Annotated in this window: 23 protein-coding genes; 16 read left to right on the top strand and 7 right to left on the bottom strand. The window is 43.3% G+C overall.

The window, feature by feature from the left end; genetic code table 11:
• Window positions 1-260: 260 nt before the first annotated feature.
• Complete coding sequence (locus RFK25_RS06100) at window positions 261-1,157, bottom strand: cation transporter (RefSeq protein ID WP_332412320.1); 897 nt, start codon at window positions 1,155-1,157, stop codon at window positions 261-263.
• A gap of 98 nt (window positions 1,158-1,255) precedes the next feature.
• On the bottom strand, window positions 1,256-2,086 hold the full coding sequence (locus tag RFK25_RS06095; protein WP_332412319.1) for an exodeoxyribonuclease III: 831 nt from the start codon (window positions 2,084-2,086) through the stop codon (window positions 1,256-1,258).
• Window positions 2,087-2,242: 156 nt separating this feature from the next.
• Between RFK25_RS06095 and RFK25_RS06090 the strand changes: the two genes are divergently transcribed.
• Together RFK25_RS06090 and RFK25_RS06085 are read left to right on the top strand one after the other, a co-directional pair.
• Window positions 2,243-3,901, top strand: a complete 1,659-nt coding sequence (locus tag RFK25_RS06090) for a hypothetical protein (protein WP_332412318.1) — start codon at window positions 2,243-2,245, stop codon at window positions 3,899-3,901.
• A 146-nt stretch (window positions 3,902-4,047) separates the two neighbouring features.
• A complete protein-coding gene (locus RFK25_RS06085) occupies window positions 4,048-5,442 on the top strand; it encodes an amino acid permease (RefSeq protein ID WP_332412316.1) in 1,395 nt (464 codons plus the stop codon).
• 49 nt (window positions 5,443-5,491) lie between these two features.
• Here the strand turns inward: RFK25_RS06085 and RFK25_RS06080 are convergent, their stop codons facing one another.
• On the bottom strand, window positions 5,492-5,794 hold the full coding sequence (locus tag RFK25_RS06080) for a hypothetical protein (protein WP_332412314.1): 303 nt from the start codon (window positions 5,792-5,794) through the stop codon (window positions 5,492-5,494).
• Between the two features lie 188 nt (window positions 5,795-5,982).
• Between RFK25_RS06080 and RFK25_RS06075 the strand changes: the two genes are divergently transcribed.
• A complete protein-coding gene (locus tag RFK25_RS06075; RefSeq protein ID WP_332412311.1) occupies window positions 5,983-6,726 on the top strand; it encodes a polyphosphate polymerase domain-containing protein in 744 nt (247 codons plus the stop codon).
• Window positions 6,713-7,390: a DUF4956 domain-containing protein gene (locus RFK25_RS06070; RefSeq protein ID WP_332412309.1), complete on the top strand. Its 678-nt coding sequence runs from the start codon at window positions 6,713-6,715 to the stop codon at window positions 7,388-7,390. Before RFK25_RS06075 ends, RFK25_RS06070 begins: the two co-directional genes overlap by 14 nt.
• 102 nt (window positions 7,391-7,492) lie before the next feature.
• Here the strand turns inward: RFK25_RS06070 and RFK25_RS06065 are convergent, their stop codons facing one another.
• Together RFK25_RS06065 and RFK25_RS06060 are read right to left on the bottom strand one after the other, a co-directional pair.
• Window positions 7,493-7,714: a hypothetical protein gene (locus RFK25_RS06065; RefSeq protein ID WP_332412307.1), complete on the bottom strand. Its 222-nt coding sequence runs from the start codon at window positions 7,712-7,714 to the stop codon at window positions 7,493-7,495.
• On the bottom strand, window positions 7,704-8,186 hold the full coding sequence (locus RFK25_RS06060) for an NUDIX hydrolase (protein ID WP_332412306.1): 483 nt from the start codon (window positions 8,184-8,186) through the stop codon (window positions 7,704-7,706). The genes RFK25_RS06065 and RFK25_RS06060 overlap by 11 nt, the downstream gene beginning before the upstream one ends.
• A gap of 157 nt (window positions 8,187-8,343) precedes the next feature.
• On the opposite strand from RFK25_RS06060, the gene folE reads away from it, so the two are divergent.
• The 6 genes from folE (at window position 8,344) to RFK25_RS06030 (ending at window position 15,937) form a co-directional block, all read left to right on the top strand.
• Window positions 8,344-8,907, top strand: a complete 564-nt coding sequence (gene folE, locus RFK25_RS06055) for a GTP cyclohydrolase I FolE (RefSeq protein ID WP_105242726.1) — start codon at window positions 8,344-8,346, stop codon at window positions 8,905-8,907.
• Window positions 8,908-8,915: 8 nt separating this feature from the next.
• On the top strand, window positions 8,916-9,728 hold the full coding sequence (gene folP / locus RFK25_RS06050) for a dihydropteroate synthase (protein WP_332412303.1): 813 nt from the start codon (window positions 8,916-8,918) through the stop codon (window positions 9,726-9,728).
• Complete coding sequence (gene folB, locus RFK25_RS06045) at window positions 9,721-10,083, top strand: dihydroneopterin aldolase (RefSeq protein ID WP_012027113.1); 363 nt, start codon at window positions 9,721-9,723, stop codon at window positions 10,081-10,083. The genes folP and folB overlap by 8 nt, the downstream gene beginning before the upstream one ends.
• Window positions 10,080-10,574: a 2-amino-4-hydroxy-6-hydroxymethyldihydropteridine diphosphokinase gene (gene folK, locus RFK25_RS06040; RefSeq protein WP_332412301.1), complete on the top strand. Its 495-nt coding sequence runs from the start codon at window positions 10,080-10,082 to the stop codon at window positions 10,572-10,574. The genes folB and folK overlap by 4 nt, the downstream gene beginning before the upstream one ends.
• A gap of 20 nt (window positions 10,575-10,594) precedes the next feature.
• Window positions 10,595-11,905, top strand: a complete 1,311-nt coding sequence (locus RFK25_RS06035; protein ID WP_332412299.1) for a GntP family permease — start codon at window positions 10,595-10,597, stop codon at window positions 11,903-11,905.
• A 294-nt stretch (window positions 11,906-12,199) separates the two neighbouring features.
• Entirely contained in the window at window positions 12,200-15,937 is a 3,738-nt protein-coding gene (locus RFK25_RS06030) for a pneumococcal-type histidine triad protein (RefSeq protein ID WP_332412297.1), read from the top strand.
• 107 nt (window positions 15,938-16,044) lie between these two features.
• Here the strand turns inward: RFK25_RS06030 and RFK25_RS06025 are convergent, their stop codons facing one another.
• Window positions 16,045-17,193 carry a cobalamin-independent methionine synthase II family protein gene (locus tag RFK25_RS06025; RefSeq protein WP_332412296.1) on the bottom strand — a complete coding sequence of 383 codons (1,149 nt, stop codon included), beginning with the start codon at window positions 17,191-17,193 and terminating at the stop codon, window positions 16,045-16,047.
• Window positions 17,194-17,389: 196 nt separating this feature from the next.
• Between RFK25_RS06025 and RFK25_RS06020 the strand changes: the two genes are divergently transcribed.
• On the top strand, window positions 17,390-18,556 hold the full coding sequence (locus tag RFK25_RS06020) for an MFS transporter (protein ID WP_332412295.1): 1,167 nt from the start codon (window positions 17,390-17,392) through the stop codon (window positions 18,554-18,556).
• Window positions 18,557-18,654: 98 nt separating this feature from the next.
• On the opposite strand, the gene RFK25_RS06015 is transcribed toward RFK25_RS06020, so the two are convergent.
• Window positions 18,655-18,825 (bottom strand): DUF3042 family protein, encoded by a 171-nt coding sequence (locus RFK25_RS06015; protein WP_044688996.1) that lies wholly within the window; start codon window positions 18,823-18,825, stop codon window positions 18,655-18,657.
• 68 nt (window positions 18,826-18,893) lie between these two features.
• Between RFK25_RS06015 and miaA the strand changes: the two genes are divergently transcribed.
• The 5 genes from miaA to RFK25_RS05990 are packed head-to-tail and all read left to right on the top strand — an operon-like array spanning window position 18,894 to window position 23,326.
• Window positions 18,894-19,778 carry a tRNA (adenosine(37)-N6)-dimethylallyltransferase MiaA gene (gene miaA / locus RFK25_RS06010; RefSeq protein WP_332412294.1) on the top strand — a complete coding sequence of 295 codons (885 nt, stop codon included), beginning with the start codon at window positions 18,894-18,896 and terminating at the stop codon, window positions 19,776-19,778.
• A complete protein-coding gene (gene hflX, locus RFK25_RS06005) occupies window positions 19,771-21,021 on the top strand; it encodes a GTPase HflX (protein WP_332412292.1) in 1,251 nt (416 codons plus the stop codon). The genes miaA and hflX overlap by 8 nt, the downstream gene beginning before the upstream one ends.
• Window positions 21,005-21,634, top strand: coding sequence for a cystathionine beta-lyase (locus tag RFK25_RS06000; protein ID WP_332412290.1), 630 nt, complete (start codon window positions 21,005-21,007; stop codon window positions 21,632-21,634). Before hflX ends, RFK25_RS06000 begins: the two co-directional genes overlap by 17 nt.
• 10 nt (window positions 21,635-21,644) lie before the next feature.
• Window positions 21,645-22,574, top strand: coding sequence for a ribonuclease Z (gene rnz, locus RFK25_RS05995; protein WP_044767489.1), 930 nt, complete (start codon window positions 21,645-21,647; stop codon window positions 22,572-22,574).
• Window positions 22,571-23,326, top strand: coding sequence for an SDR family NAD(P)-dependent oxidoreductase (locus RFK25_RS05990; protein WP_044767490.1), 756 nt, complete (start codon window positions 22,571-22,573; stop codon window positions 23,324-23,326). The genes rnz and RFK25_RS05990 overlap by 4 nt, the downstream gene beginning before the upstream one ends.
• The last annotated feature ends 10 nt before the right edge of the window (window positions 23,327-23,336 follow it).

The raw sequence follows: 23,336 nt of genomic DNA, 5'->3' as shown, positions 1-23,336 counted from the left end.
ATGTTCATCTGCTTTCTATACTGAGTTGGGGAATTCTAGTATATCAGACGAACATGTCTTTTTTGTTGCACTTCATTTTACAACACGGGATCGTACAAAATATGAAAATCTCGGTTTATAGGGCCGAGATTTTTTGACTTTAGTCGAATGCATTTGCTTTCAGCCAAGGAACTGACGAGCAAGTAGTACTAGGGTTTGGCAAGCCGACAGTGACGATGTATCAACGCTAATTTAAATACCTCTAGTTTTGGGAGTATGTCCTATAGAGCATATTCCACGGTGATGTACTCATGGTGCTGTTTGAGGGTATCAAGGATATGGGGCTTCTTGGCTACAAGCTGGCGCATGATGTCATGTTCGACATCTTGAAGGTGTATCTTTATCCGAACCTGCATACCTTGTTTGTAGATATGAATATCCACATCCTCTGTTTCCTCTAGGTACTGTTCAAGAATCTCATATAAACATTCTTGAATTTCAGGTAGATGGACGGTACCATGGGCTAGTTCTTTGAAAGAGGATATGAGTAGGGTAAGTGGTTCCTTGAATGAGATTAGGGCAAGAGCAAGGGTTACGAAGAAATCACCTGTATAGTGCAGAAAATCCAGAGGGCTATTGTTAGGGATAAAAGCTAGGAATAGAAAGGCGATACCAATGGCGGCTGAAATCAAACCATCAATCAGGTTGCCCTTGGCCTCAGCGGCGATGATAGTAGAAATATTGCCGATTTTTTGATTCATATAGCGATTGTAGGCATAAAGACCAAAGCAGACAAAGAGCATGATACTGGTGTAGGGGATAACAGGCCCAGTGGTCATCTTGTGTCCAATGCCATGGACAAAGTAGGCAAAGGCGGTTGCTGCAGTTTCTAAGACAGCAAAAATCAGGAGGAGTAAGGTTGCCAAGGATTTCATAATGGCATAGAGTGGTTCAAGAAAGTGAAGTCCTTGAGGAAAGGTTGTTGTTTTTCGGTGGCTATTTTTGGAAATATAGACGGCAACAATTGATGATACAAAAGCAATTAGGGAGAAGACACTGTCTAAGAGAAGGGCGTTTAAATCGGTCATAATGTAGACTGCCAGACCTGCCAAACCACTGAGCCCATTGACCAGGGCAGAGATGGTTAAAGAGCGCGCTTCAATTTTTTTTGGATCCATTTCTTCTCCTCCTTTACTGGTTCTATATATTCAGTATACTATATTTTGTAATCGGTTTCAAAAATCTTGCCTTAAAGAAAAAGAGGGTCTTCCCTCTTTTATGGTAAATCTATTTCCATTACAATCGGTGTGTGGTCTTGGCGAGCGCCAGAATCAATCATGTCTGACTTGGTTACCTTATCAGCGATACGGTCGCTGACCAACCAGTAGTCAATTCTCCAGCCTGTGTTGTTGATTTTGCTGGTGCGGCTGCGTTGTGCCCACCAAGTATAAGCATTGAGGACATCCCCATGTAAGTGGCGGAAGGTATCTGTGAAGCCCTTGGCTAGCAAGTTTGTAAAGCCTTCACGTTCTTCATCTGTAAACCCTGGTGACTGGCGGTTGCTGGCTGGGTTGGCAAGGTCGATTTCCTTGTGGGCAACGTTGTAGTCACCTGTGGCTAAGACAGGCTTTTGGTTGTCAAGCTGTGATAGGTATTCAGCATACTGGACGTCCCAGATTTGGCGGTCTGAGAGTCTCTTCAAGCCATCGCCAGCGTTTGGCGTATAAACCTGGGTAACATAGAAGTCATCAAATTCCAGTGTGATGATGCGCCCTTCAGAATCCATAGTAGTTGGAGCACCAATTTCTGGGAAGCTGATAGTTGGAGTCAGGTGATTTTTATAAAGGAAAAGGGTACCTGCATAGCCCTTGCGTGCAGGTTCAACGGATGAACGCCAGGTATTTTCATAGCCAGGGAAGTAGCTTTCAAGGATTTCCAAGTGTTTTTTGGTTGGTCCCTTGTCAGAGAGTTTGGTTTCCTGAATGGCGATAATGTCTGCATCTTCAGCGACCAGCGTGTCAATCACGGCGCGGGATAGGAGGGCGCGTGGGGATTCAGCTGTCAGAGCAGCATTGAGGGAATCAATGTTCCAAGAAATGAGTTTCATATAGGTTCCTTTTCTAGTTTCTTACTGTTTTACATTATACCAAAAATCCCTTTTTCAAGCGAACAAGGGAATTTGAAAAAATTTTCAATTTTTGTGTTACAGTATTAAAAGTATGGTACAATAGTAACAAAGAAATCTTTGTTTTCGGAGGTTGTTATGAAAAGAAAATTGATTGGCTTTGCCTGGCTAGTTCTCATTCTAGAAATGCTAGTCTATTACTGGTATCAGTTGCCGGCTATCAATGTCTTTAGTCTGGGTTTCTGGTTTTTTGTCCTGCAATCAACAGCCTTGGCCTGGTTGATTTTGCTTTTTAGCAATCCAGCAGGACTTATTCAACAGGTGACCAAAGTAACTGGCCGACAACGTCAGATGACAACCTACAATATCAATCCTAAACTGCCTGCCTTTCTTAGTTGGACTGGTCGCCTTTGGCTCTTGGTGGTTCTTGCCTTGGTTGGACTGGGCATTTTCAACTCTCCAATCTTTCGAGCTAAAGATTATGCGGCGGTCATTTCAGTAACGGATGCGGATTTCAAGTCGGATTTCCCAGAAACAGATATTTCCAAGCTTGCCCTTTTGGACCGAGCTTCGGCTGAGAAAATCGGTGACACCTATCTGGGTACCATCGACAAGGTTTCCCAGTTCGGTATTTCAGATGATTACCGTCAGATTACCATCGGTCAGCAACCTTTCCGTGTGTCTCCTTTGGAATATAAGTCTTTTTGGAAATGGCTGAGCAACCACCAAGATGGGATTGACTACTATGTTAAGGTCAATCAGACGACAGGGAAAGCTGAGCTTGCCAAGCTGAGCAAGTCCATGCATTACTCAGATTCCGAGTATTTGTTCAATGACACCCTGCGTCATCTCCGTCTGCAATACCCAACAACCATTTTTGGAAAACCGTCCTTTGAAGTGGATGATGAGGGCAATCCTTACTATATCGCAACGACTTACCAACCAAAATTTGGTCTGTCTTCCAATGACCCGACAGGTGCCATTGTCTTGGATGCAGTGACAGGTGAGAGCAAGGAGTACAGTCTGGCAGATATTCCTGAGTGGGTGGATCGTGTCTATTCAGCCAGCAACGTGATTAGCCGTGTCGATGATCATTACACCTACCAAAATGGTTTCTGGAATACCATTTTCAGCCAAACAGGTGTCAAACATACAACTGACAGTTATAACTATATTTCCATCGGCTCTGATATTTACCTCTATACAGGCATTACCTCCGCAACGGCAGATTCGTCCAACCTTGGTTTTATCCTTGTCAATATGCGGACCCGTGAAATCACAAACTACAAACTAGCTTCGGCGACTGAAACAGCTGCCCAAGAATCAGCAGAAGGGGAAGTACAGGAAAAGGGCTATCAGGCAACAGCACCAAGTCTGGTCAAGCTAGCAGACACAGCCTACTACTTGGTTTCTCTCAAAGATGATGCTGGTTTGGTCAAGTCCTATGCCCTGGTCGATGCGGAAGATTACCAACAAGTAACGGTCAACAATGACGTGGCGACCCTTATTTCGCAAGTAACGGGGACAGATGCTTCAAGTCTAGCAGGCTTGAATGCGACTGGTACTGGTGAGGAAAGCGAAGACGTGGAAGTGATTTCTGGTAAGGTTGAAGCCTTGGCCAGCCAGATGATTGGTGGTTCAACGGTTTACTATATTCAATCAGCTGACCAGATTTACAAGGTCAAGGCAACTGAGGATAGTACAGACAAGCTACCATTTATCAAGGTGGGAGATAACTTTACCGGTCAACTGGATAAGAATAATTACCTGAAAAATGTGACCATTAGTCAAGAATAATTTGAAAGAAGAGCAGGACTTACCTAAAGGGTTAACTTGCTCTTTTTTTATTTTGATGCTGAATAATCATATTTATGATATAATGTGGCAGACTTGTATTTGTTCATCTTTAGAACAAATAGGCTATTCTATTTAAGGAGTAACTTGTGAATTTATTTAGGAAAAAGCAAGCTGAGAGTCGAATCAATCATATGCGACGACACTTGGGTTTGTTGGATTTGATTATGTTAGGTATTGGTTCCATGGTGGGAACGGGAATTTTTACGGTCACTGGCCTAGCGGCTGCGCAATATGCAGGTCCAGCACTAGTCATTTCCATTGTGATTGCAGCGATTTCAGTTGGTCTGACTGCCTTGTTCTACGCTGAATTTGCTTCCCGTATTCCAACAAATGGTGGAGCCTACGGCTATCTCTATGCGGTATTTGGTGAATTTCCTGCTTGGCTTGCAGGCTGGTTGACCATTATGGAATTTTTGACAGCAGTGTCCAGTGTGGCTTCTGGCTGGGGTTCTTATTTGAAAGGTCTGTTAGCCAATTTTGGGCTTGCTTTACCAACAGCCTTGAATGGTACTTTCAATCCAGCCCAGGGCACCTATATTGACCTTTTACCAGTCTTGGTCTTGGTTTTTGTAGTCGGAGTGGTCTTGCTCAATTCTAAGGCTGCCCTTCGCTTTAACTCGGCATTGGTTGTGTTAAAATTCTCGGCTCTAGCTTTGTTTATTGTAGCTGGTATTTTCTTCATTAAACCTGAGAACTGGTCAAACTTTGCTCCATTTGGATTTGGGGCAGTCTATGGTGGTCAGGCAGGCATTATGGCAGGTGCTTCTCTGATGTTCTTTGCCTTCCTTGGTTTTGAGTCTATTTCTTTGGCGATTGATGAAGTCAAAAGCCCTGAGAAGAATGTACCAAAGGGAATTGTCCTGTCCCTGTCTATCGTAACTATCCTTTACATTGTCGTGACCTTGGTCTTGACTGGAATGGTGCACTATAGCAAGCTTAATGTAGCGGATGCGGTTGCCTTTGCCCTTCGTGAAGTGGGCTTGGGTTGGGCAGCGAGTTATGTATCTGTCGTAGCTATCTTGACCCTGATTACGGTATGTATTTCCATGACCTATGCCCTTTCTCGTATGGTTTATTCCATTAGCCGTGATGGGCTCTTGCCTAAATCGCTCAGTCAATTGACAGCGACTAGCAAGGTTCCTAAAAATGCGACTATTTTAGTGGGTATTTTTGCGGCAATCTGTGCAGGAATTTTCCCTCTGGCTAGTATTGCCAGCTTCCTCAATATTTGTACCCTAGCCTATCTGATTATGCTGGCCCTTGGCCTTATCCGCTTGCGTCAGGTTGAAGGTTTACCAAAAGAAGGTCAATTCAAAACACCTTTGGTACCAGCTTTGCCAATACTTTCTATCATTATCTGTCTGTCCTTTATGTTCCAGTACAGCCTGGATACCTGGATTGCCTTTGGAGTGACGCTCATTGTAGGAAGTTTGATTTATCTTTTCTATGGCTATAAACATTCGGAAGTTCATTCCAAATAAGCAAATTAAATATAGTAAAAAGAGATGGTTTTGTGCCATCTCTTTTGCTTTACAAAATAAAGGGTTCGATTTTTAACTCTATCTGGTTACCATACTTGGCTAGTAAATCGTCTGCAAGAGGATGATAGAGGGTTCGTAATTGTTCAATCTTGTCTGGAAATTGCTTGCCAACGTAGTCAAATTTACACTCGATGGTTAAAAAGAGTTGATGGAAGAGTTCGTTGATCTGGTTCAGGCGGGCAATCATTTCTTCATCCTCTTTGAGAAAATCAGGGATTTCTGAGCGATTGTTGACAAAACCGTCAATGAGTTTTACAGGGAATGAGCCGTATTCTAAGACAAATTCGTACATAGTTTTCTCCTTTGTTATCATTATCCTAATTGTAACACAGATTGAAATATGACAAAAGAATTTCAACTTTATTGCTGTTTAAGTTTTGTTTAACATTATTTTTAGTTTCGTTTAAAGGTTGACCGTTAAACTAAGGACTATAAACGAGGCAGGTAACTGCCAAGCACTTGAAATAAAGAGGGAAAAAGATGAAAACTAGAATTGTACAAAAACAATTTAAACGCAAGGAAACAAAATACATCGTTGATAAAGAAACTTTTGCCTTGCTAGAAAAAGATTTGCAAAAATATATGGTTTCGGATGAGTTTGCAACTTCAACCATTACGAATATTTATTTCGACAACGAAGAGTTCGATATGATTCAAGATTCCATTGCTAAAAAGAATGGTCGAGAAAAAATTCGGATGCGTGTCTACGATTCTAAACCATCTGAATCAAGTCAAGCTTTTCTTGAAATCAAGAAAAAAGAAAATAAAATTGGCTATAAATACCGTTTAACCTCAAACCCTGTTTCTGTAACAAACTATATCGAAACTGGAGTGATTGATTCTACAATCAAGGATGATAAGGTAACCTCAGAACTTGAAATGTTGAGTGAACGCTACGGGACGATTAAGCCTAAGATGTATATCTACTACGATCGCGTTTCCTACAAAGGAATCGAAGACAAAAAGGTTCGTCTCACAATTGATAAGAACTTACTTTATCGAGATTACGATGTAGATGCCATGGAGGGGAAATTTGGTAAGGACCTTTTGGATCCTACAAAAGTCATCATGGAAGTAAAAGTCCCAGAAGAGCGACCAGACTGGTTGGTAGCCCTACTTGAAAAATACCAGATCGAAAAACAATCATTTTCAAAATATGGCAATGCTTATAAGCTTGCACACAACATCACTGGAGAGGAAGTAAGTCAACATGCAGCTGTTTAACAGTATCTTTTCAACGGCCAATAGCAGTATCACCTTAGCGCAAATGTCCATGGTTTTTGGAGTTAGTCTATCCATGGGGGTACTCTTAGCAGCTGTTTATAAATACAAATCCAATTATACAAAGGAATTTATCATCACATTAAGTTTAATGCCGGCATTGATTGCTGTTATCATTGCATTAGTTAATGGTAACTTGGGAGCGGGTGTTGCGGTAGCAGGGACCTTCAGTCTTATTAAATTCCGTTCAGCGGCAGGTTCTTCGAAGGAAATGCTTGCAGTCCTCTTAGCGATGGCTATCGGTCTAGCGACAGGGATGGGCTTCCTAGGTTTGGCTGTCTTTATGACGGTCATCCTATCTACTTGTATTTTGATTTTTGAGAACATCAGCTTTGCTCAAGTCAATCAAAATCGTCGTCATCTCTTGGTAACAGTACCAATGGACTTTGATTACGATCAATTTTTTGAAAATCAATTTGGTAAATCTTGCAAGCAAGCTGACTTAATTTCCCTCAAATACAAGAAGAAAAAAGAAGCGCTGATCTTAGAATATCAAGTTCTCCTCGATAAAAAAATTACAGATAAACGCTTGGTAGATACAGTATTGTCAGCCGGTCCCCTGGATGTCGTATTGAACAAGCAAATGCCGAAGAAGAAGTATTTGTAATATCAAAGAGGGAGTGGGAAAGAACTCGACCATTCTTAGAAGAGTTCGTCAACAAGTCCTTATTCCAGTTGTTGGGCTGAAACAGTCTATCCCCAGACTGTTTCACTCCCACCCCCGCATAGCTCCAACAGTCAGAGTAGTGACTGTTGGAGGTTGGAGATAGAGCGAACTTTGTTCGCAACAGTCGTAATGGTCAGATTTGGAGTGTAAAACACGAACAAATCTGCCAATCAACCACTGCGTTAAGATATTGACACTAACGTTGAGAAGCGGTGCTGGGCTTTTTGCCCAGCCTTTTTCGTATTTTATTAGCTTATTCTTCATAAAAATCAACGCTATAATCAAGCAGTTGGTCCCCGTCATAGCGGAAGCAAGCGGAAAAAAATGGTTTGTCCTCTAATAGCCATTCTTGAAAATGCCGGTCGCCCTCCCAGGTTGGTTTGGAGAGCACTTGGTCATAGGGAACCCACTCTAAGTCGCCTTCATTGCAGTCAATCAGACTTCCTTCAAAACCCGTTATCTTAAAGACATAGGTGTACCAGTCTGTGTTTGGAGTAAAGTTTGGGAAGGTGATAACACCTTTTAGGGCGTGCTTGGTGACTGTTAGACCCGTTTCTTCAAAGACTTCTCGAATAGCACAGGCTTGCGGTGTTTCTCCAGGTTCCAATTTGCCCCCCACCCCAATCCATTTTCCTTGATGGACGTCATTTTTTTTCTTGTTTCGATGAAGGAGAAGATATTCCTTACCATTATCAATGTAGCAAATCGTAGCCAGTTGGACAGGTTTCTTGGTCATAGTAGCTCCTTGTAGTTAGTTTGTTCCTATTATATCACAAAGGTGAGAGTGTCTAGCATTCTGAACGGGGACAGTTTGTTGTTTAGAATGTTGAAAGCCCTTTTCTGAAAACAGTTTTTAGGGTATAATATGAACATCAAACTATTTAGGATGTATTATGTCAAAACAAGAACAAATCGAACAAACCATTTATCAATTATTGGAATTACTAGGTGAAGACCCGAATCGTGAAGGGCTCTTAGATACACCAAAACGTGTAGCTAAAATGTATTTAGAGATGTTTAACGGTCTACAAGAGGACCCTAAAGACCAGTTCACAGCCGTCTTTTCAGAAGGGCATGAAGAAGTTGTTCTGGTCAAGGACATTCCCTTCCACTCTATGTGCGAACACCACTTGGTACCTTTTTATGGCATTGCCCATGTAGCTTATATTCCTAGCAAGGGGCGTGTGACAGGTTTGAGTAAGCTGGCACGTGCAGTAGAGGTGGCAAGTCGTCGCCCTCAATTGCAGGAGCGCTTGACTCATCAGGTTGCCCATGCCCTTCAAGATGCCCTTGAGCCAGAAGGGGTGTTTGTTATGGTCGAAGCAGAGCACATGTGCATGAGCATGCGTGGGATTCGTAAACCGGGTAGCAAGACGGTGACGACTGTTGCCCTTGGCAAATATAAGGAAGATGCTATTTTGCGCCGTGAACTCTTATCCATGATTCACAATAAATAGGAGGTTCTATGTCAATCGAACAGTTGGCGAATCAAGTAACCATTATGGGAATTCTCAATGTGACCCCAGATTCTTTTTCTGATGGAGGCAACTACAATGAGGTAGAAGCTGCCTTGGTTCAGGTGGAAAAATTATTGGCAGATGGGGCGACCGTCATTGATGTCGGTGGTGAGTCCACTCGTCCAGGTGCAACATTTGTGTCCGAAGAAGACGAGATTGCTCGCGTGGTTCCGATTATCCGTGCTATCAAAGAAAACTATGACTGTCTTGTCAGCGTCGATACCTATAAAACAGGAACTGCACGTGCAGCCTTGGAAGCAGGCGCAGATATTTTAAATGATGTCTGGGCAGGTCTTTATGATGGGGAAATGCTGGCCCTGGCTGCGGAGTACAAGGTACCAATTATTCTCATGCACAACCAGAAAGAAGAAAGCTATAAGGATGTTGTTTGTGAGGTCAAAAACTTTCTAGCTGAGCGGGTCCAAGCAGCACTTGATGCTGGTGTTTCCACAGACCAGATTTGGTTAGATCCAGGATTTGGTTTTTCAAAGAATGTCCAACATAATCTGGACCTCTTACAAGGTTTGGGACAGATTACTGCCCTTGGTTATCCTGTTCTTTTTGGAATATCTCGTAAGCGCGTGGTGGATTATCTGCTTGGGGGCAATAGCTTACCGATAGACCGCGACCAAGCAACGGCAGCTTTGTCTGCCTGGGCAGTTCAAAAAGGATGCAAAATGGTCCGTGTCCACAATGTCGCTGCCAACCGTGATATCGTTAAGGTTTGGGACCAATTGACTTCTGGAGGTCAACATGGATAAGATTTCTCTCAATAAATGTCGCTTTTACGGCTACCATGGTGCCTTCAAAGAAGAACAAGTTCTTGGTCAAATTTTCACAGTTGACTGTGATTTGTTTGTTGACCTGACAGCAGCTTCACAAACTGACAATTTAGAAGACACAGTTCACTATGGTATGGTCTTTGAAACCATTAAAGCAGTTGTGGAAGGCAAGCCCTACATCCTTATAGAAAAGGTAGCAGGTGTTATTTGTCAGGAGATTTTTGATCAATTTCCAAAGGTGGAGAAGATTCGCTTGGCCATTTACAAGGAAAATCCGCCCATTGCTGGACACTATGATTCTGTCGGAATTGAATTGGAGCGTGAACGACCATGAAGCATCTAGCCTATCTCAGTATCGGAGGGAACATGGGCAATCGGCAAGCCTATTTACAGGCAGCCCTAGACAAATTAGCCAGTCATCCAGGTTGCCAGCTTGGCTTAGTTTCCGACATTTATGAAACTCCAGCTTGGGGCAAGACAGATCAGGCTGATTTCCTCAATCTAGCCTGTCAAGTGTATACTGATTTGTCTGCTCAGGATTTTCTAAGCGTTTGCCAGAACATCGAACAAGAGTTGGACAGAGTACGAATTGAAAAATGGGGCCAACGGACCATTGATTTGGATATTATTTTTTGGGATGAGGAGAATATTCAAGAAGAGAATCTGATTGTTCCCCATCCTTATGCCCATGAGAGGGCATTTGTGCTTTTGCCGTTGGCTGACATTGCTAGAGATTTTTGCCATCCTATCCTTGGTCAAAAAGTAGAAGAGTTAGTAAGCAATTTAGGAGATACATCAAACATCAAGAAAATCTCTCTTGATTAAAAATGAAAACAAGGAGAACTATGGAAATTTTAGCGATTTTAGGAGTTTTATTGGCTGTTGTAGCCATTATTTATTTAACGTCAAAAAATTTACATGTCATTGTGGCAGCGCCGGTAGCTAGTTTGATTATTCTGCTGACCAACCAGATGAATGTGTTAGAGGTCATGTTGGGACAGGAGAAGTCCTACATGACAGGTTTGGCAGGTTTTTTAATCAATAACTTTGCAATTTTTATGCTAGGCTCTATCTTGGCCCGTTATATGGAGGCAAGTGGGGCTACCTTGACCATTGCTAATAGCATTTTAAAATTAGTGGGGAAAGATAGTCCTTATAAGGTCTTGCTAGCTTTGGCTCTCATTACAAGTATTTTGACCTATGGTGGTGTGAGTATTTTTGTTGTTATTTTTACTCTCTTGCCTCTGTCACGTCCTCTTTTCAAAGAGTTAAATATCAACTGGGCTCTATTCCCACTACCAGTCTTTATGGGTGCTAGTACCTATACCATGACAACCTTACCAGGCACACCGTCCATTCAGAACGTTATTCCGACCAAGGTTTTGGGAACAAGTTTGACAGCGGCTCCACTTATCAGTTTGGCTGCTAGTTCGGTTCTCTTGCTCTTTGGCTTGTTTTACATGGGCTACTGTCTCAAGAAGAGCTTGGCAAATGGGGAAACTTACACGGAGAATGTTGACGATGTGGTTGTGGACTTAGATACAAAAAGACCAAACCTCTTCTTCTCAGTCTTGCCCTTGCTTAGTCTGATTGTCACAATCTTCCTTTTGAATAAAACTCCGAATGTTTTGGTCATTGGCTTGTTGGTATCTATTGTTTTATCAGCCATCTTATTCTATCCTTACCTGCCTAATCAGAAGGAACTTTTGAATTCAGGTACGACAGCTTCTATTGTTCCTGCCTTTGCCACATCTAGTACGGTGGCATTTGGTACTGTCTTGACCTTGTCAGCTGGTTTTGCAGTTATTCAGGAGTGGATCCAACAAATTCCGGGTTCGCCTTTGATTAGCTTGTCTGTGTCAACAGCCTTGCTCAGTGGTATTATTGGTTCCTCATCAGGTGCGGTTGGTATCGCCTCAAGTAATTTCTTGCCTGCCTATTTGGAAATGGGGATTGACCCGGAAATCCTTCACCGTGTGGTCGTAGTGGCTTCGGCTATCCTAACAGTTGTACCACAATCGGGTGTCATGATTACCTTCCACAATCTGTCCAAGCTAAGTATGAAGCGTGGTTTGAAGTATTCATTTGTACTGGTGACTGTCGGACATATTTTGGCACTCATGATTGTTTTAGCCTTGGTAGGCCTACTTTACTAGAAGAATTGAAATGGGAGTGGGACAAAAATCGGTAACCCGCAGGGTTCGATTTTGTAGTCCCACCCCCGCACAGTTGAGTAGGGCTGTAAAAGCTGATAAAATCAGCTAATTAGAGACCACTCAACCACTGCGTCAAGTTTAACTATTGAAAAAAACTAATGAGGCCAGGCCTTTTGTCCCAGCCTCATTTTTTGCACGAAACTTAACTGTTTTATAATTAACTGGTTGACTAATTGCGTTAAAAATTATATACTTTACTGGTAAAATACTTGTTATCTATAAAAGGAGAGTATTGTGAAGAAGAAACGAAATCTTGCCTTGACAGGCATTACCCTCTTGTGTAGTTTGACCTTGTTGGCTTGCCAGCAGAAACAAGCTCAACAAGTTGCTAGTGAAAAAGTAAAGCAGGAACAGGTTCAGAAAGAGGAAATAGTCTATGTCGTTGCTGAGTTAACAACGGATGGTTATGTCCTTATTCACGGTGACCATCAGCACCTGGAAAAAGGTTCTGTTCCCTACGATGCCAAGTTTTTGAAGGAAACCTTGCTAGAGGATAAGAACTACCAATTCAATGAAAAAGATGTCTTGTACAAGGTACGGACAGGTTATATCATTCAAGTGAAGGGCAAGGTCTATTATTATCCTAAGAAGACTGGAGATGGTCTTGTCACTTTAGAGGAAGCGCGGAAATTAACGGCAAATAATCCTAAACATGACCACCATGGACACGATCACAACCATGACCACGCTCATGAAGAGCAAAAACAGTTATCGACCAATCTCGTAGGTGTGGCCGGGATTGAGAGACCAACCAGCGACGGTTTTATATTGAGCGATGCCAAGCAAATTTCAAGCAAGACGGATACGGGCATTATCGTTGAGCATAATGGTCACAGTCACTTTATCTTTTATGGTGACTTGAAAGGTAGTAAGTGGGAGTACCTTATCCCAGCTGGAGCTGATGTGACCAAGAAGCAGGAAAATAGTACATCTAGTCAGGCTGGTCAGGACCATTATCAATTCAACCCTGCTGATATTGTAGCTGAAGATGCTAATGGCTATACAGTTCGCCATGGAGATCATTACCATTATATTTTGAAACAAACTGTCGGTGGAAGTGTGGGAAATCCTGTTCATACAGCTACTAGCCAGTTTGCTAGTTCGAAAGCAACAGCACAGGTTATGCAAAATCACTTGGTGACTTTACCTGTTTCCCCAACAGCTAACCTACCAGTTCCAGTAGTTACTGCAGGTGCTAATCAAGCAGCGTCTGTGGTTTCTCGTCAAGGGATTGCTGGGATTGATTATCCGACTAGCGATGGTTTTCTCTTTGATGGAAGTGGGCTTATCGGTCAGAATGCGGTTGGTTTGCTCATTCAACACCAGGGGCATATCCATGTCTTGCGTAGGGAGCAGGTGGCAACTTCTAAGTGGGCTTATTTGCTAGAAGATCAATCTAGTCAAGCTACTCCAATTCAACCACTTCCAGCAGTCCTCACCAATGTGGTTACAAAACCAGTAGAAAAAACGGAAGTAGTAGCCGTTCCAAGTACCTCCAGCCAATCACCAGCAGCAAGTCCAGCATCTGTTGCTCCGACAGCGGAGGTTGTGGCGGATGAGGTCACAGCCAAACGGAACTACCTGGCCCAAGCCCTAGGTTTGCCAGTCAATTCCATCACCCGTTTAGATACGCCACAAGGTCAGGCCTTCATGTATCCCCATGGCGACCATGACCATCTGGTGCTCTTGAAGAATATTGACTTGACTAAGCCTTTTGAAAGTGAAGAAGACTTAGAAAGAAAAATTGATTACATTTCCAAGGTCTATGGTGTGCCAAAAGAAGCTATCCGGGTTTCTGATACCACCTTTAGTTTCAACGACCCAAGCCATGCCTATGACCCGACCCATGTCCATCCTTATGTGATTTTACGGTCCATGTTGATTATCCCTGAAGTGACTGGTGATCCGGAAACGGACTTTGAAGCGGAGCTTTTGGCGGTAGCTACGCGGACAGGTATCGCACCGTCTAAACTCATCATTCGTGACAAGAAATTCGTTCTACCACATGGTAATCATGACCATGTCTTGCATATTCAGGCTGTGGAGGGTATTGAGCCATATCTTGTCAATAAATTGCCAGCTATTTCAGGTAGCTATCAGGAAGGGGAATTTGACCGAGCGACTGTAGATAGTCAGCTTGAAAGTTTGCGTCAAGTGGCAGCTGAAAAGTATGGGACAAGTAGCAAGGAATACCGTCGTATCAAGCGAGCTTTGGACGATTTTGCTAGCAATTTAGATGACCTGGTAACCAATTCGACCAAGGGCTATCTGGCTATGTTGGAGCAATTTGAAAAGGTTCACATCTTAAAAGAAACTACTAGCAATTCAGAGGAACAAGTAGACCCACTCTATCAATCCATACTTGAACAGATTCGATTACTTGATACCAGCAACCTACCTGTCAATAAGGAAGACCTGACTAGTCAACTCAACCAAGCCAGTCAGGATAAGCACAGACAGGCCTTGCTTAACCTGAAACACCTCTTGCAAGAATTGAAACATTTCCAAGACCGTCCAGATATTACAGCCATGGAGTATATGGATTATTTACTTGGTCAGTTGGATCAGCCGTATTTACCAGCTGATTTGCAAGAAAAATTAGCAGGTAGCTTAGACCGCTTATTCCAAGCAACCTTAGGTGGCAATGGTTCCATCAAGCCACTGGACTTGTCCAAAGAACTGGTTGACTTGAAAGTTGCACTCCATCTGGCCAAGGCAGCAAATCAGACCTATCCTATCCAAACCAGTCCTGCCTCTGAAAAATTGCAGGAAAACAGAGCCTTCATGGAAGCATTTGTGGGGGACATCCGTGAGATGTTTACTAGACAGATGAGCTTCCCTGAAGTTGTGGAGAAAGCGGATCATGAAACTTCAGTAATCTCTCCTAGTCATGTGACGGATAATCAGACCTATCAAGAGCTACTGACTTTGCTTAGACAAACAAATCTAACTGGCACCCAGACCTCACAAACCGCCTGGGTTGAGCGGATTAACCAGGCAAGTTTGAAGGGGGATGAGCGTGAGTTAGCAAGTATTTCCCATAGTTTGAAGGAAATTCAGCACTTCCAAGACCGAGCAGAAATTCGTTTGATGGAATACATGGATTACTTGCTTACTCATATTGACAGCCCTTATCTTCAAGCGCCTACTCGTCAGGAAGCGGCTCGCCTCATCAATCAAATCTATGGTTTGGTTGTTCGCAGAGAATTGGCTACCAGTCCAATCTCTCTAGCAGAAGACTTAATTGCCAGCAGTATTGCAGTTGCCAATGATGTAAAAGGGCAAATCAATCATCAGCTTGAAATGTCAGATGACTATGGCATTATGCAGATGAATCGTCTAGAAATGAATATGTTTGTCGAAGGAACTAGAGATTTCTTTGTCAATCCGTTAAGTTTGCCTGAGGAAGTTCTGGTAAAAGCAGGGCAGACAAGTCCTGTTCCAGCAATTGAAGAAGGTGTAGGTCTAGCCAGTCCAACCAGTCAGGATAGACCGGAAAGTTCATCTAGTCCAATCCATGACCATGAAAGTGGCAGCAAAGAAGCCAGCCCATCCAGATTATCACAAGCAGTTGAAGAAAACCCTTCGTCAGAAACTGGCTCAAGCTCTGAACAAGCAACCAGTCTTGCAGAGCTTGTTGAGGCAGAAGTTACCGCTCCAATAACTGTCGAAGGTACAGTAGAGGAGAGTGTTTCAAATAGCTCAACAAACCCAACAGAAGTGCAAGAAATCCCGTCAGTAACGGATGAAGCAACCAGTGGACCAGTTTCAGAACCTACAGACACAGCTGTAGAAGAACAAGCTTTGTCTAGTGAAACTGCAGAGGAGGAAGAAGTGGAATTATCCGATGAAGACCTAGAATGGCTGTCCGATATTTTCGGTGAATTTACAGGTTCAACTTCCGAAGAGGAAAGTGAAGACATCGGCTTGACCTGGAAACCGATTGGTAACATTGAAGGATGGTTTGAATAATCCCTTCTAACAACGGACAGTTTCAAGGATGCTTCTAATGGATTTATCATAATTGCAAATAAAATCCCTGCCAATCGGTAGGGATTTTATGAGTATTTAGAAGGGCATTAAGACCAGAATTTACCTGCAATATCTTGACCTTGTTTAATTTTAGCCCACTGTTGAGGGATGGCCAATTCATTACCTGAATCACATGAAGCGAATCCACATTGATGCGACAAGTAGAGGCGTTCTTTAGGGATAATCTTACTTGCTTCCTCAAGAAGTCGGTAAACTCGTTCCTCATCATCCAAGTCAGATGTCTTACTTGATAGCAAGCCAAGTACAACTTCAACGTCCGAATCACGCAAGCTTTCTAGAGCTTTGAGATCACCCGCACGCTCATCATCCCACTCTAGGAAGAAACGACTGTAGCGTTGGTTTTTAAGGAATTTCTCAGCAATTGCTTCATAAGTACCACCTGCAGCAGAACGACTTTCGTAGTTACCACGGCAGTTGTGGGTCCATACTGTTAATCCAATACTATGACCATAGTCTGCCACGGCGTTGTTGATGGCGATAAATTCATCTGCAAGGGCGGCTAATGCTTCTGGATCATCTTGTGGCAAGAATGGAACTGGATTTGATGGATCGAAGAGTTCCCATAGGCAATCGTCAAACTGAATAATCTGACCTCCAGCTGCTTTGTACTGGTCTAAAAATTCCTTATATGCAGTGATGAGACCGTCTTTCAGTTCATCACGAGTCTTGTAGACTTGATCTGGTCCAACTTGTCCATTGAAAATTGTCAATTCATTAAAGGCGTGGGCTGGACCGAAAATAGTCTGTTTGGTTACTGTATCTCCTGCTAATTCTTTCACTTGTTTGAAAATATCAATGAAATGGTGATTTTTTGCAGAAAGTGGAGCAGTAATACGTAAACCAATGTCCTTACGTGTTTCGTATGGTTGGCCATCGTGGTCCTTAAATGGATATCCATGGTCTGCAATGTAGCGTTCGATTCCCTCTAAGCCCCAGAGAAAATCAAGGTGCCACATTGAACGGCCAAATTCTCCATCTGTTACAATATCCAAACCGTTTTCTTTTTGTTCCGCAACAATTTTTTGGATGAGTGAAGCTTCCGTTTCTTTGTACCCATCGAAGTCATCGTAGAATGGGTATTTGATGTCATCACGAGCTTCGATTTGACGTTTGAATTCTCCTAAAGTAGATGGACGAAGTAGTGAGCCGACTAATTGAAATCTTGATGTTGTCATGTAAAATCTCTCTTTCGATTTGTGATGAATCTATTCTAACCTAGTTAGACTAATTTGAGAAATAGTTATTTTTAAGGCAAAACTATAGTTAATAGCTATAACAAAGATTAAAATAGAAAAATAACTTTCTATCATTTGTCAAGTGTGATATAATCAAAATTACTGAAATCCGAACGATTTTATTTGGGAGAAAATAATGAAAAAACAGTCACCATTTATCGTAGCAGGTATTGTTATGTTAGGTGTCGTCATGCGCGCCCCCTTTACAGCCCTTCCTGCTATCTTGACAGATGTAGCTGCTGGTCTGGGAGTAGAGGTCAGTTCTCTAGGTATCTTGACCTCTATTCCCTTGATTATGTTTGCCCTCTGTTCTTCCTTAGCTCCTCGCCTAGCTGCTAGATTTGGTATGGAGAAACTCATGGCCATGGTCCTCTTAGTCATGGTTGTTGGATCAGGGATGCGGGTACTTAATCTACCTGCTTTATACATAGGTACTATGCTTGTTGGAGCTACTATTGCCTTTATCAATGTTCTCTTGCCCAGTCTGGTCACGGCTAATTTTCCTAAGAAAATTGGTTTTTATACCACCATCTATATTACCCTGATGGGAGTAGCTGCGACGGTGGCTGCTATGGTCGCAGTTCCCATCGTATCCGCAAGCTCTTGGCAAACATTTATCCTATTGATAACAGCTGTAGTCTTGTTAGCCTTTCTGCTCTGGTTACCCAATATTCGTAATAATCATCGTTTTGAAACCCAAAAACAGGGCCAGCAGACCCGGTCTATTTGGAAGAATAAAGCTGCCCTTGTCTTCCTACTCTTTGGTGGTCTACAATCTGTTCTCTACTATACAGAGATTACCTGGTTACCAACTATTTCCCAGTCAGTTGGCTTCAGTAAGGCTGAGGCAGGCTTGATGGCAGGTTTCTTTAATATGACTGCCATCCCTATGTCCATGATTATTCCAGCTATTCTTTCTCGTCAGACCAAGGAAATGCGCCGCAATATCATGTTGTCTACTTCCTCAGCTACCCTTCTAGGTCTTGCTTTGCTGGCTGTTCTACCTAAGCATTTTTTACTCTGGACAGTCCTGCACATCATTTTGAGTTTCTCAAATGCAGCGCTTTTCCCTTATATGATGTTGGGCTTTACCCTGAAAACCAGCAACAGCCAGGCGACGGCACAACTGTCAGGTATGGTACAAACGGGTGGCTACTTGATTGCTGCCTTTGGTCCAGGTTTATTGGGATACAGTTATCCACTATTTAATAGCTGGCTCCCTCTTATCATGGCACTAGCCCTTGTGACCCTAGCCATGATGTGGACTATCGTTCTGATTGAAAAAGAAGATATTATATTATAAGTGAAATCTCTTAGAAAGCTTGTTAATTGCCTTTTGGAAATAGCAGAGCTTCTAAGGGCTTTTTTGGTAAACAAAAAAGCTGGATAGTTACCAGCTTTTTAGTGTGCCACACGGCGACGTGCAGCTTTTTTGCGATTTTCTTCGATGAAAGCTTCTTTCTTTTCTTCTGGTTCGATGATTGTTTTATGAACGGTGAAGATAGCACCTGCCGCGAGAGCAACTGTAGAAAGAACACCTGTCAAGAAACCTTTGCCAAAACCTTTAGCCATAGTGAATTCTCCTTTACTTGTGTTATAATAGATTTTAGCGAAAAAACAAAATATTTTCAAGGAAAAAGATGAAAACAAAAGTAATTGTGGTCATAGGACCAACAGCGGTAGGAAAAACTGCCCTTGCCATAGACTTGGCCCAGCGCTACAATGGAGAAATTATTAGCGGTGATAGCCAGCAAGTCTATCGCAAACTGGATATCGGTACGGCAAAGGCTAGTCCTGTAGAGCAGGCTGCTGCGGTTCATCACTTGATTGATGTCCGAGATGTGACCGAGGGCTATTCGGCTTATGAATTTGTAGCAGAAGCCAAGGCCCTGATTGCTGACATTAAAAGTCGTGGCAAGTTGCCTATTATCGTTGGTGGTACGGGGCTTTACATTCAGAGCTTGCTTGAAGGCTACCATCTGGGCGGTCAAGTTGACCAGGAGCAAGTTCTTGCTTATCGGGCGGAACTCGACTGCTTGTCTGACGAGGATTTGGAAGCAATGGCAGAGCAGGCAGGTTTGATGGTCGAGGGCAACAGCCGACGGAGAATCATTCGTGGGTTAGAGTTGAAAAAATTTGGCAAAAATTTGGAAAATAATGAGTCAGACTATGAGCCTCTTTACATCTGCCTTACGGATGACAGACAGGTTCTTTACGACCGCATCAATCAGCGAGTGGATAAGATGATGGCGGCGGGCTTGCTGGATGAAGTCAGCTGGCTCTACAAAGCGCATCCTCAAGCCCAAGCAGCCATGGGGATTGGCTACAAGGAGTTTTTCCCATACTTAGCAGGTCAAATCAGCATAGAAGAAGCGGTTGATAAGGTCAAGCAAAATAGCCGCCGCTTTGCCAAACGCCAATTGACCTGGTTCAGAAATCGCATGCAGGTTCCCTTTTATTCAGTAGGTGAGCTAGACTACAAGTCGCAGATTTTCATCGCCGTGGAGGAATTTTTAAATGATTGAAACCCAGAAAGAACAAGAACGCGCCCTCCTGGTCGGAGTGGAATTACAGCAGACAGACAACTTTGACATGTCCATGGAGGAGTTGGCAAGCCTTGCTAAGACAGCTGGCGCTCTGGTCAAGGGAGTCTACACTCAAAAACGTGAAAAATACGACAGCAAGACCTTTGTCGGCTCAGGGAAACTAGAAGAAATTGCCCAGATGGTCGAAGCTGACGAAATTGATACCGTCATTGTCAATAATCGACTGACACCTCGTCAGAATGTCAATCTGGAAGAGATTTTAGGTGTCAAGGTCATTGACCGTATGCAGTTGATTTTGGATATTTTTGCCATGCGGGCACGGAGCCACGAAGGAAAATTACAAGTCCACTTGGCCCAGCTCAAGTACATGTTGCCACGCTTGGTTGGACAAGGTATCATGCTCAGCCGTCAGGCAGGGGGGATAGGCTCTCGTGGACCGGGTGAAAGCCAGTTGGAGCTCAATCGTCGAAGCATTCGCAACCAGATTCATGACATTGAGCGCCAACTCAAAACGGTGGAGAAGAACCGAGCGACTGTCCGTGAACGCCGTCTGCAATCAGGCGTTTTCAAGATTGGCTTGATTGGCTATACCAATGCTGGTAAGTCCACCATCATGAATGCCATGACGGACAAGCGACAGTATGAGGCAGATGAACTTTTTGCCACACTGGATGCCACGACCAAGCAGATTAACTTGGCTGACAAGTTCAATGTGACCTTGACTGACACGGTTGGGTTCATTCAGGACCTGCCAACCGAGCTGATTTCCGCCTTCAAGTCCACCTTGGAGGAGTCCATGAACGTGGACCTCTTGCTCCATGTTATCGACGCCTCTGACCCCAATCACAGTGAGCAGGAACAGGTGGTCTTGGACATTCTCAAAGACTTGGATATGCTGGACATTCCTCGCCTGGCTCTCTATAACAAGCTGGACAAGACCGATGACAGCTTTACTCCAAACCAGTTTCCACATGTCATGCTGTCTGCTAAGGATAAAAATGCCAAAGGCCATATACAGATGATGGTTTTGGCCAAGATTAAGACCATGTTTGAACGATTTGAGGTCAGGGTCCCACTTGCTGAAGCTTATAAATTGCATGATTTGGCAACTCTTGCTTTGATAGAACATCGGACCTACGAAGAGGATGTGGAAGTGGTGTCAGGCTATATCGCTTCCAGCAATAAATGGAAGTTGGAAGAATTTTATGACGGATTATCTTGATTTGGCAATCAAATACGGTGGCTTTACCAGTCTGGACAAGGTCTATCTGGCTAAGAAATTGGCAGGTTTGACTGACCAACAAAAACTGGATTTTATCACGCCACCGCCTTCGGTTATCAATGCCTATTTTGCGGAAATATACCAGAAACAAGGGGCAGAAGAGGCGACAGACTACTATCTGACTCTGTCTCAGCAGCTCTGCCTTTTTCCAAAAGAACCTAGCTTTGCTGAGGACAAGCCCTTTGTCCGCCTGAATTTATCGGGTAAGTCTTTCGGATTTGCCTATGTGTCGGCGGACGGTCTGGCCCAGGTTTTTTCGGAAGGTGTAGAGGAAGTGACGGAAAGTTTGCTCTTTGAAATCGCCCAAGTCTTTCCCCACTATATCGTCTTTGTGGAGGAGGGCAAGATTTTTATGAAAGTCAATCCCTTTGAGGAAGCCGAGTTAGAGGAAGTTGAAACAGACTACCTTTTGACCCAAGTGGCGACAGCGAAAGGTTTGGTCAAGATTTCAGGCTTTAATCAGGAAGAAGTGCTGGAAGTGGCGGACGGCTATGCTGGTCAGTATTACTATGTCTGGTCGGGTCGCTCTGCAATTTTATATATAAAACATTAGAAAGTAAACAATGCAAATTCAATTTTTAGGTACGGGGGCTGGTCAGCCTTCCAAGGCTCGAAATGTATCCAGTTTGGCCTTGAAACTCTTGGATGAAATCAATCAGGTTTGGCTATTTGATTGTGGTGAGGGCACTCAGAATCGGATTTTGGAAACGACTATCCGCCCACGTAAGGTGGCTAAAATCTTTATTACTCACCTGCACGGAGACCATATTTTTGGACTGCCAGGCTTTTTATCCAGTCGTTCTTTCCAGTCAAGTGAGGAACAGACTGATATTGAGATTTACGGACCTGTTGGCATCCGTTCATTTGTTTTGACCAGTATTAAAGTATCAGGGACACGTTTACCTTATCGCATTCATTTTCATGAATTTGATGTTGATACGGTAGGTCAGGTTCTAGAAACCGACAAATTCACGGTATTCGCTGAAAAGTTGGATCATACTATTCCTTGTGTCGGCTACCGTGTCATCCAGAAAGATTTGGAAGGGACCCTGGATGCAGAGGCTCTGCGCGCGGCAGGTGTACCATTTGGCCCCCTCTTTGGAAAAATCAAAAACGGTCAAAATGTGACGCTTGAAGATGGGACTGAAATTATCGCGAGTGACTATATTTCTCCTCCACGGCCTGGTAAGGTGGTGACCATTCTTGGTGATACGCGCAAGTGTCATGCTAGTGTCCGTCTGGCTGTCAATGCTGATGTGCTGGTGCATGAAGCGACCTACGGAAAAGGCGACGAACAAATTGCTCGTAAGCATGGTCATTCAACCAATATGGAAGCTGCTCAGGTAGCTAAGGATGCAGGAGCCAAACGCCTCTTACTAAACCATATCAGTCCTCGATTCTTATCTAAGGACATTAGCCAGCTTCGGAAAGATGCAAGTACTATTTTCGAGCAGGTCCATATTGTCAAGGATTTAGAGGAAATTGAGCTATGAGAACCATTCTAATCACAGGTGCCTCTGGTGGCTTGGTACAGGAAATGGTGCCCTTGCTGAAGGATGATTTCTTGATTTTACTAGGTCGTGATATGGCGAGAATCGAGCAGCTCTATGCTTACCATGAAAAAAAGGCTGTCTTTGATGTAGACATCCGAGATGAAGTAGCTCTGACTGCATTTTTCGATGAACTGGATAATCAGTTTGGTCAGATTGATATTTTAGTCAATAATGCTGGCTATGCCGTTTACGATGGTTTTGAGAATTTCTCCAGCCAGCAGGTGCAAGCTATGTTTGACATCAATACCTTTGCTCTCATGACCTTATGTCGTTTGGTGGGCAAACGGATGAAGGCCAGACGAAGTGGGCAGATTATCAATATCATTTCCATGTCAGGCTTGATTGCTTCAAGCAAATCATCGGTTTATTCGGCGACCAAGTTTGCGGCCATGGGATTTTCCAATACCATTCGCTTGGAACTAGCCCAGTATGGTGTGACAGTTACTACGGTCAACCCAGGACCTATTGCGACTGGATTTTTCGACCAAGCAGATCCAGACGGAAGCTATCAAGAGAGCGTCAAGGCTTTCTTGCTGCAACCAGACTATGTTGCCAAGAAGATTGTGGCGGCTATGGGAACTAGGAAGAGAGACATCAATCTGCCTTGGACCTTGGCGGTAGCTCATAAACTCTATACTCTTTTTCCGAGGTTGGCTGATTATTTGGCAAGTACTGTTTTTAATTTGAAATAAAGAAAAGTGA

Origin of the sequence: Streptococcus sp. SS-4456, assembly GCF_036680365.1 — a bacterium.
Taxonomy (GTDB): domain Bacteria; phylum Bacillota; class Bacilli; order Lactobacillales; family Streptococcaceae; genus Streptococcus.
The sequence above is the reverse complement of the archived record's forward strand: the minus strand, read 5'-3'. Positions and strand labels throughout refer to the sequence as shown.

What these genes read in the sequence shown, in the direction of transcription:
- RFK25_RS06015 (WP_044688996.1), bottom strand. Translation starts at nt 18,825, where the DNA reads ATGGCTAAAGGTTTTGGCAAAGGTTTCTTGACAGGTGTTCTTTCTACA.
- RFK25_RS06090 (WP_332412318.1), top strand. Translation starts at nt 2,243, where the DNA reads ATGAAAAGAAAATTGATTGGCTTTGCCTGGCTAGTTCTCATTCTAGAA.
- RFK25_RS06020 (WP_332412295.1), top strand. Translation starts at nt 17,390, where the DNA reads ATGAAAAAACAGTCACCATTTATCGTAGCAGGTATTGTTATGTTAGGT.
- folB (WP_012027113.1), top strand. Translation starts at nt 9,721, where the DNA reads ATGGATAAGATTTCTCTCAATAAATGTCGCTTTTACGGCTACCATGGT.
- miaA (WP_332412294.1), top strand. Translation starts at nt 18,894, where the DNA reads ATGAAAACAAAAGTAATTGTGGTCATAGGACCAACAGCGGTAGGAAAA.
- RFK25_RS06065 (WP_332412307.1), bottom strand. Translation starts at nt 7,714, where the DNA reads ATGAAGAATAAGCTAATAAAATACGAAAAAGGCTGGGCAAAAAGCCCA.
- RFK25_RS06100 (WP_332412320.1), bottom strand. Translation starts at nt 1,157, where the DNA reads ATGGATCCAAAAAAAATTGAAGCGCGCTCTTTAACCATCTCTGCCCTG.
- folE (WP_105242726.1), top strand. Translation starts at nt 8,344, where the DNA reads ATGTCAAAACAAGAACAAATCGAACAAACCATTTATCAATTATTGGAA.
- RFK25_RS05990 (WP_044767490.1), top strand. Translation starts at nt 22,571, where the DNA reads ATGAGAACCATTCTAATCACAGGTGCCTCTGGTGGCTTGGTACAGGAA.
- folP (WP_332412303.1), top strand. Translation starts at nt 8,916, where the DNA reads ATGTCAATCGAACAGTTGGCGAATCAAGTAACCATTATGGGAATTCTC.
- RFK25_RS06070 (WP_332412309.1), top strand. Translation starts at nt 6,713, where the DNA reads ATGCAGCTGTTTAACAGTATCTTTTCAACGGCCAATAGCAGTATCACC.
- RFK25_RS06025 (WP_332412296.1), bottom strand. Translation starts at nt 17,193, where the DNA reads ATGACAACATCAAGATTTCAATTAGTCGGCTCACTACTTCGTCCATCT.
- RFK25_RS06060 (WP_332412306.1), bottom strand. Translation starts at nt 8,186, where the DNA reads ATGACCAAGAAACCTGTCCAACTGGCTACGATTTGCTACATTGATAAT.
- folK (WP_332412301.1), top strand. Translation starts at nt 10,080, where the DNA reads ATGAAGCATCTAGCCTATCTCAGTATCGGAGGGAACATGGGCAATCGG.
- RFK25_RS06000 (WP_332412290.1), top strand. Translation starts at nt 21,005, where the DNA reads ATGACGGATTATCTTGATTTGGCAATCAAATACGGTGGCTTTACCAGT.
- hflX (WP_332412292.1), top strand. Translation starts at nt 19,771, where the DNA reads ATGATTGAAACCCAGAAAGAACAAGAACGCGCCCTCCTGGTCGGAGTG.
- RFK25_RS06080 (WP_332412314.1), bottom strand. Translation starts at nt 5,794, where the DNA reads ATGTACGAATTTGTCTTAGAATACGGCTCATTCCCTGTAAAACTCATT.
- RFK25_RS06035 (WP_332412299.1), top strand. Translation starts at nt 10,595, where the DNA reads ATGGAAATTTTAGCGATTTTAGGAGTTTTATTGGCTGTTGTAGCCATT.
- rnz (WP_044767489.1), top strand. Translation starts at nt 21,645, where the DNA reads ATGCAAATTCAATTTTTAGGTACGGGGGCTGGTCAGCCTTCCAAGGCT.
- RFK25_RS06095 (WP_332412319.1), bottom strand. Translation starts at nt 2,086, where the DNA reads ATGAAACTCATTTCTTGGAACATTGATTCCCTCAATGCTGCTCTGACA.
- RFK25_RS06075 (WP_332412311.1), top strand. Translation starts at nt 5,983, where the DNA reads ATGAAAACTAGAATTGTACAAAAACAATTTAAACGCAAGGAAACAAAA.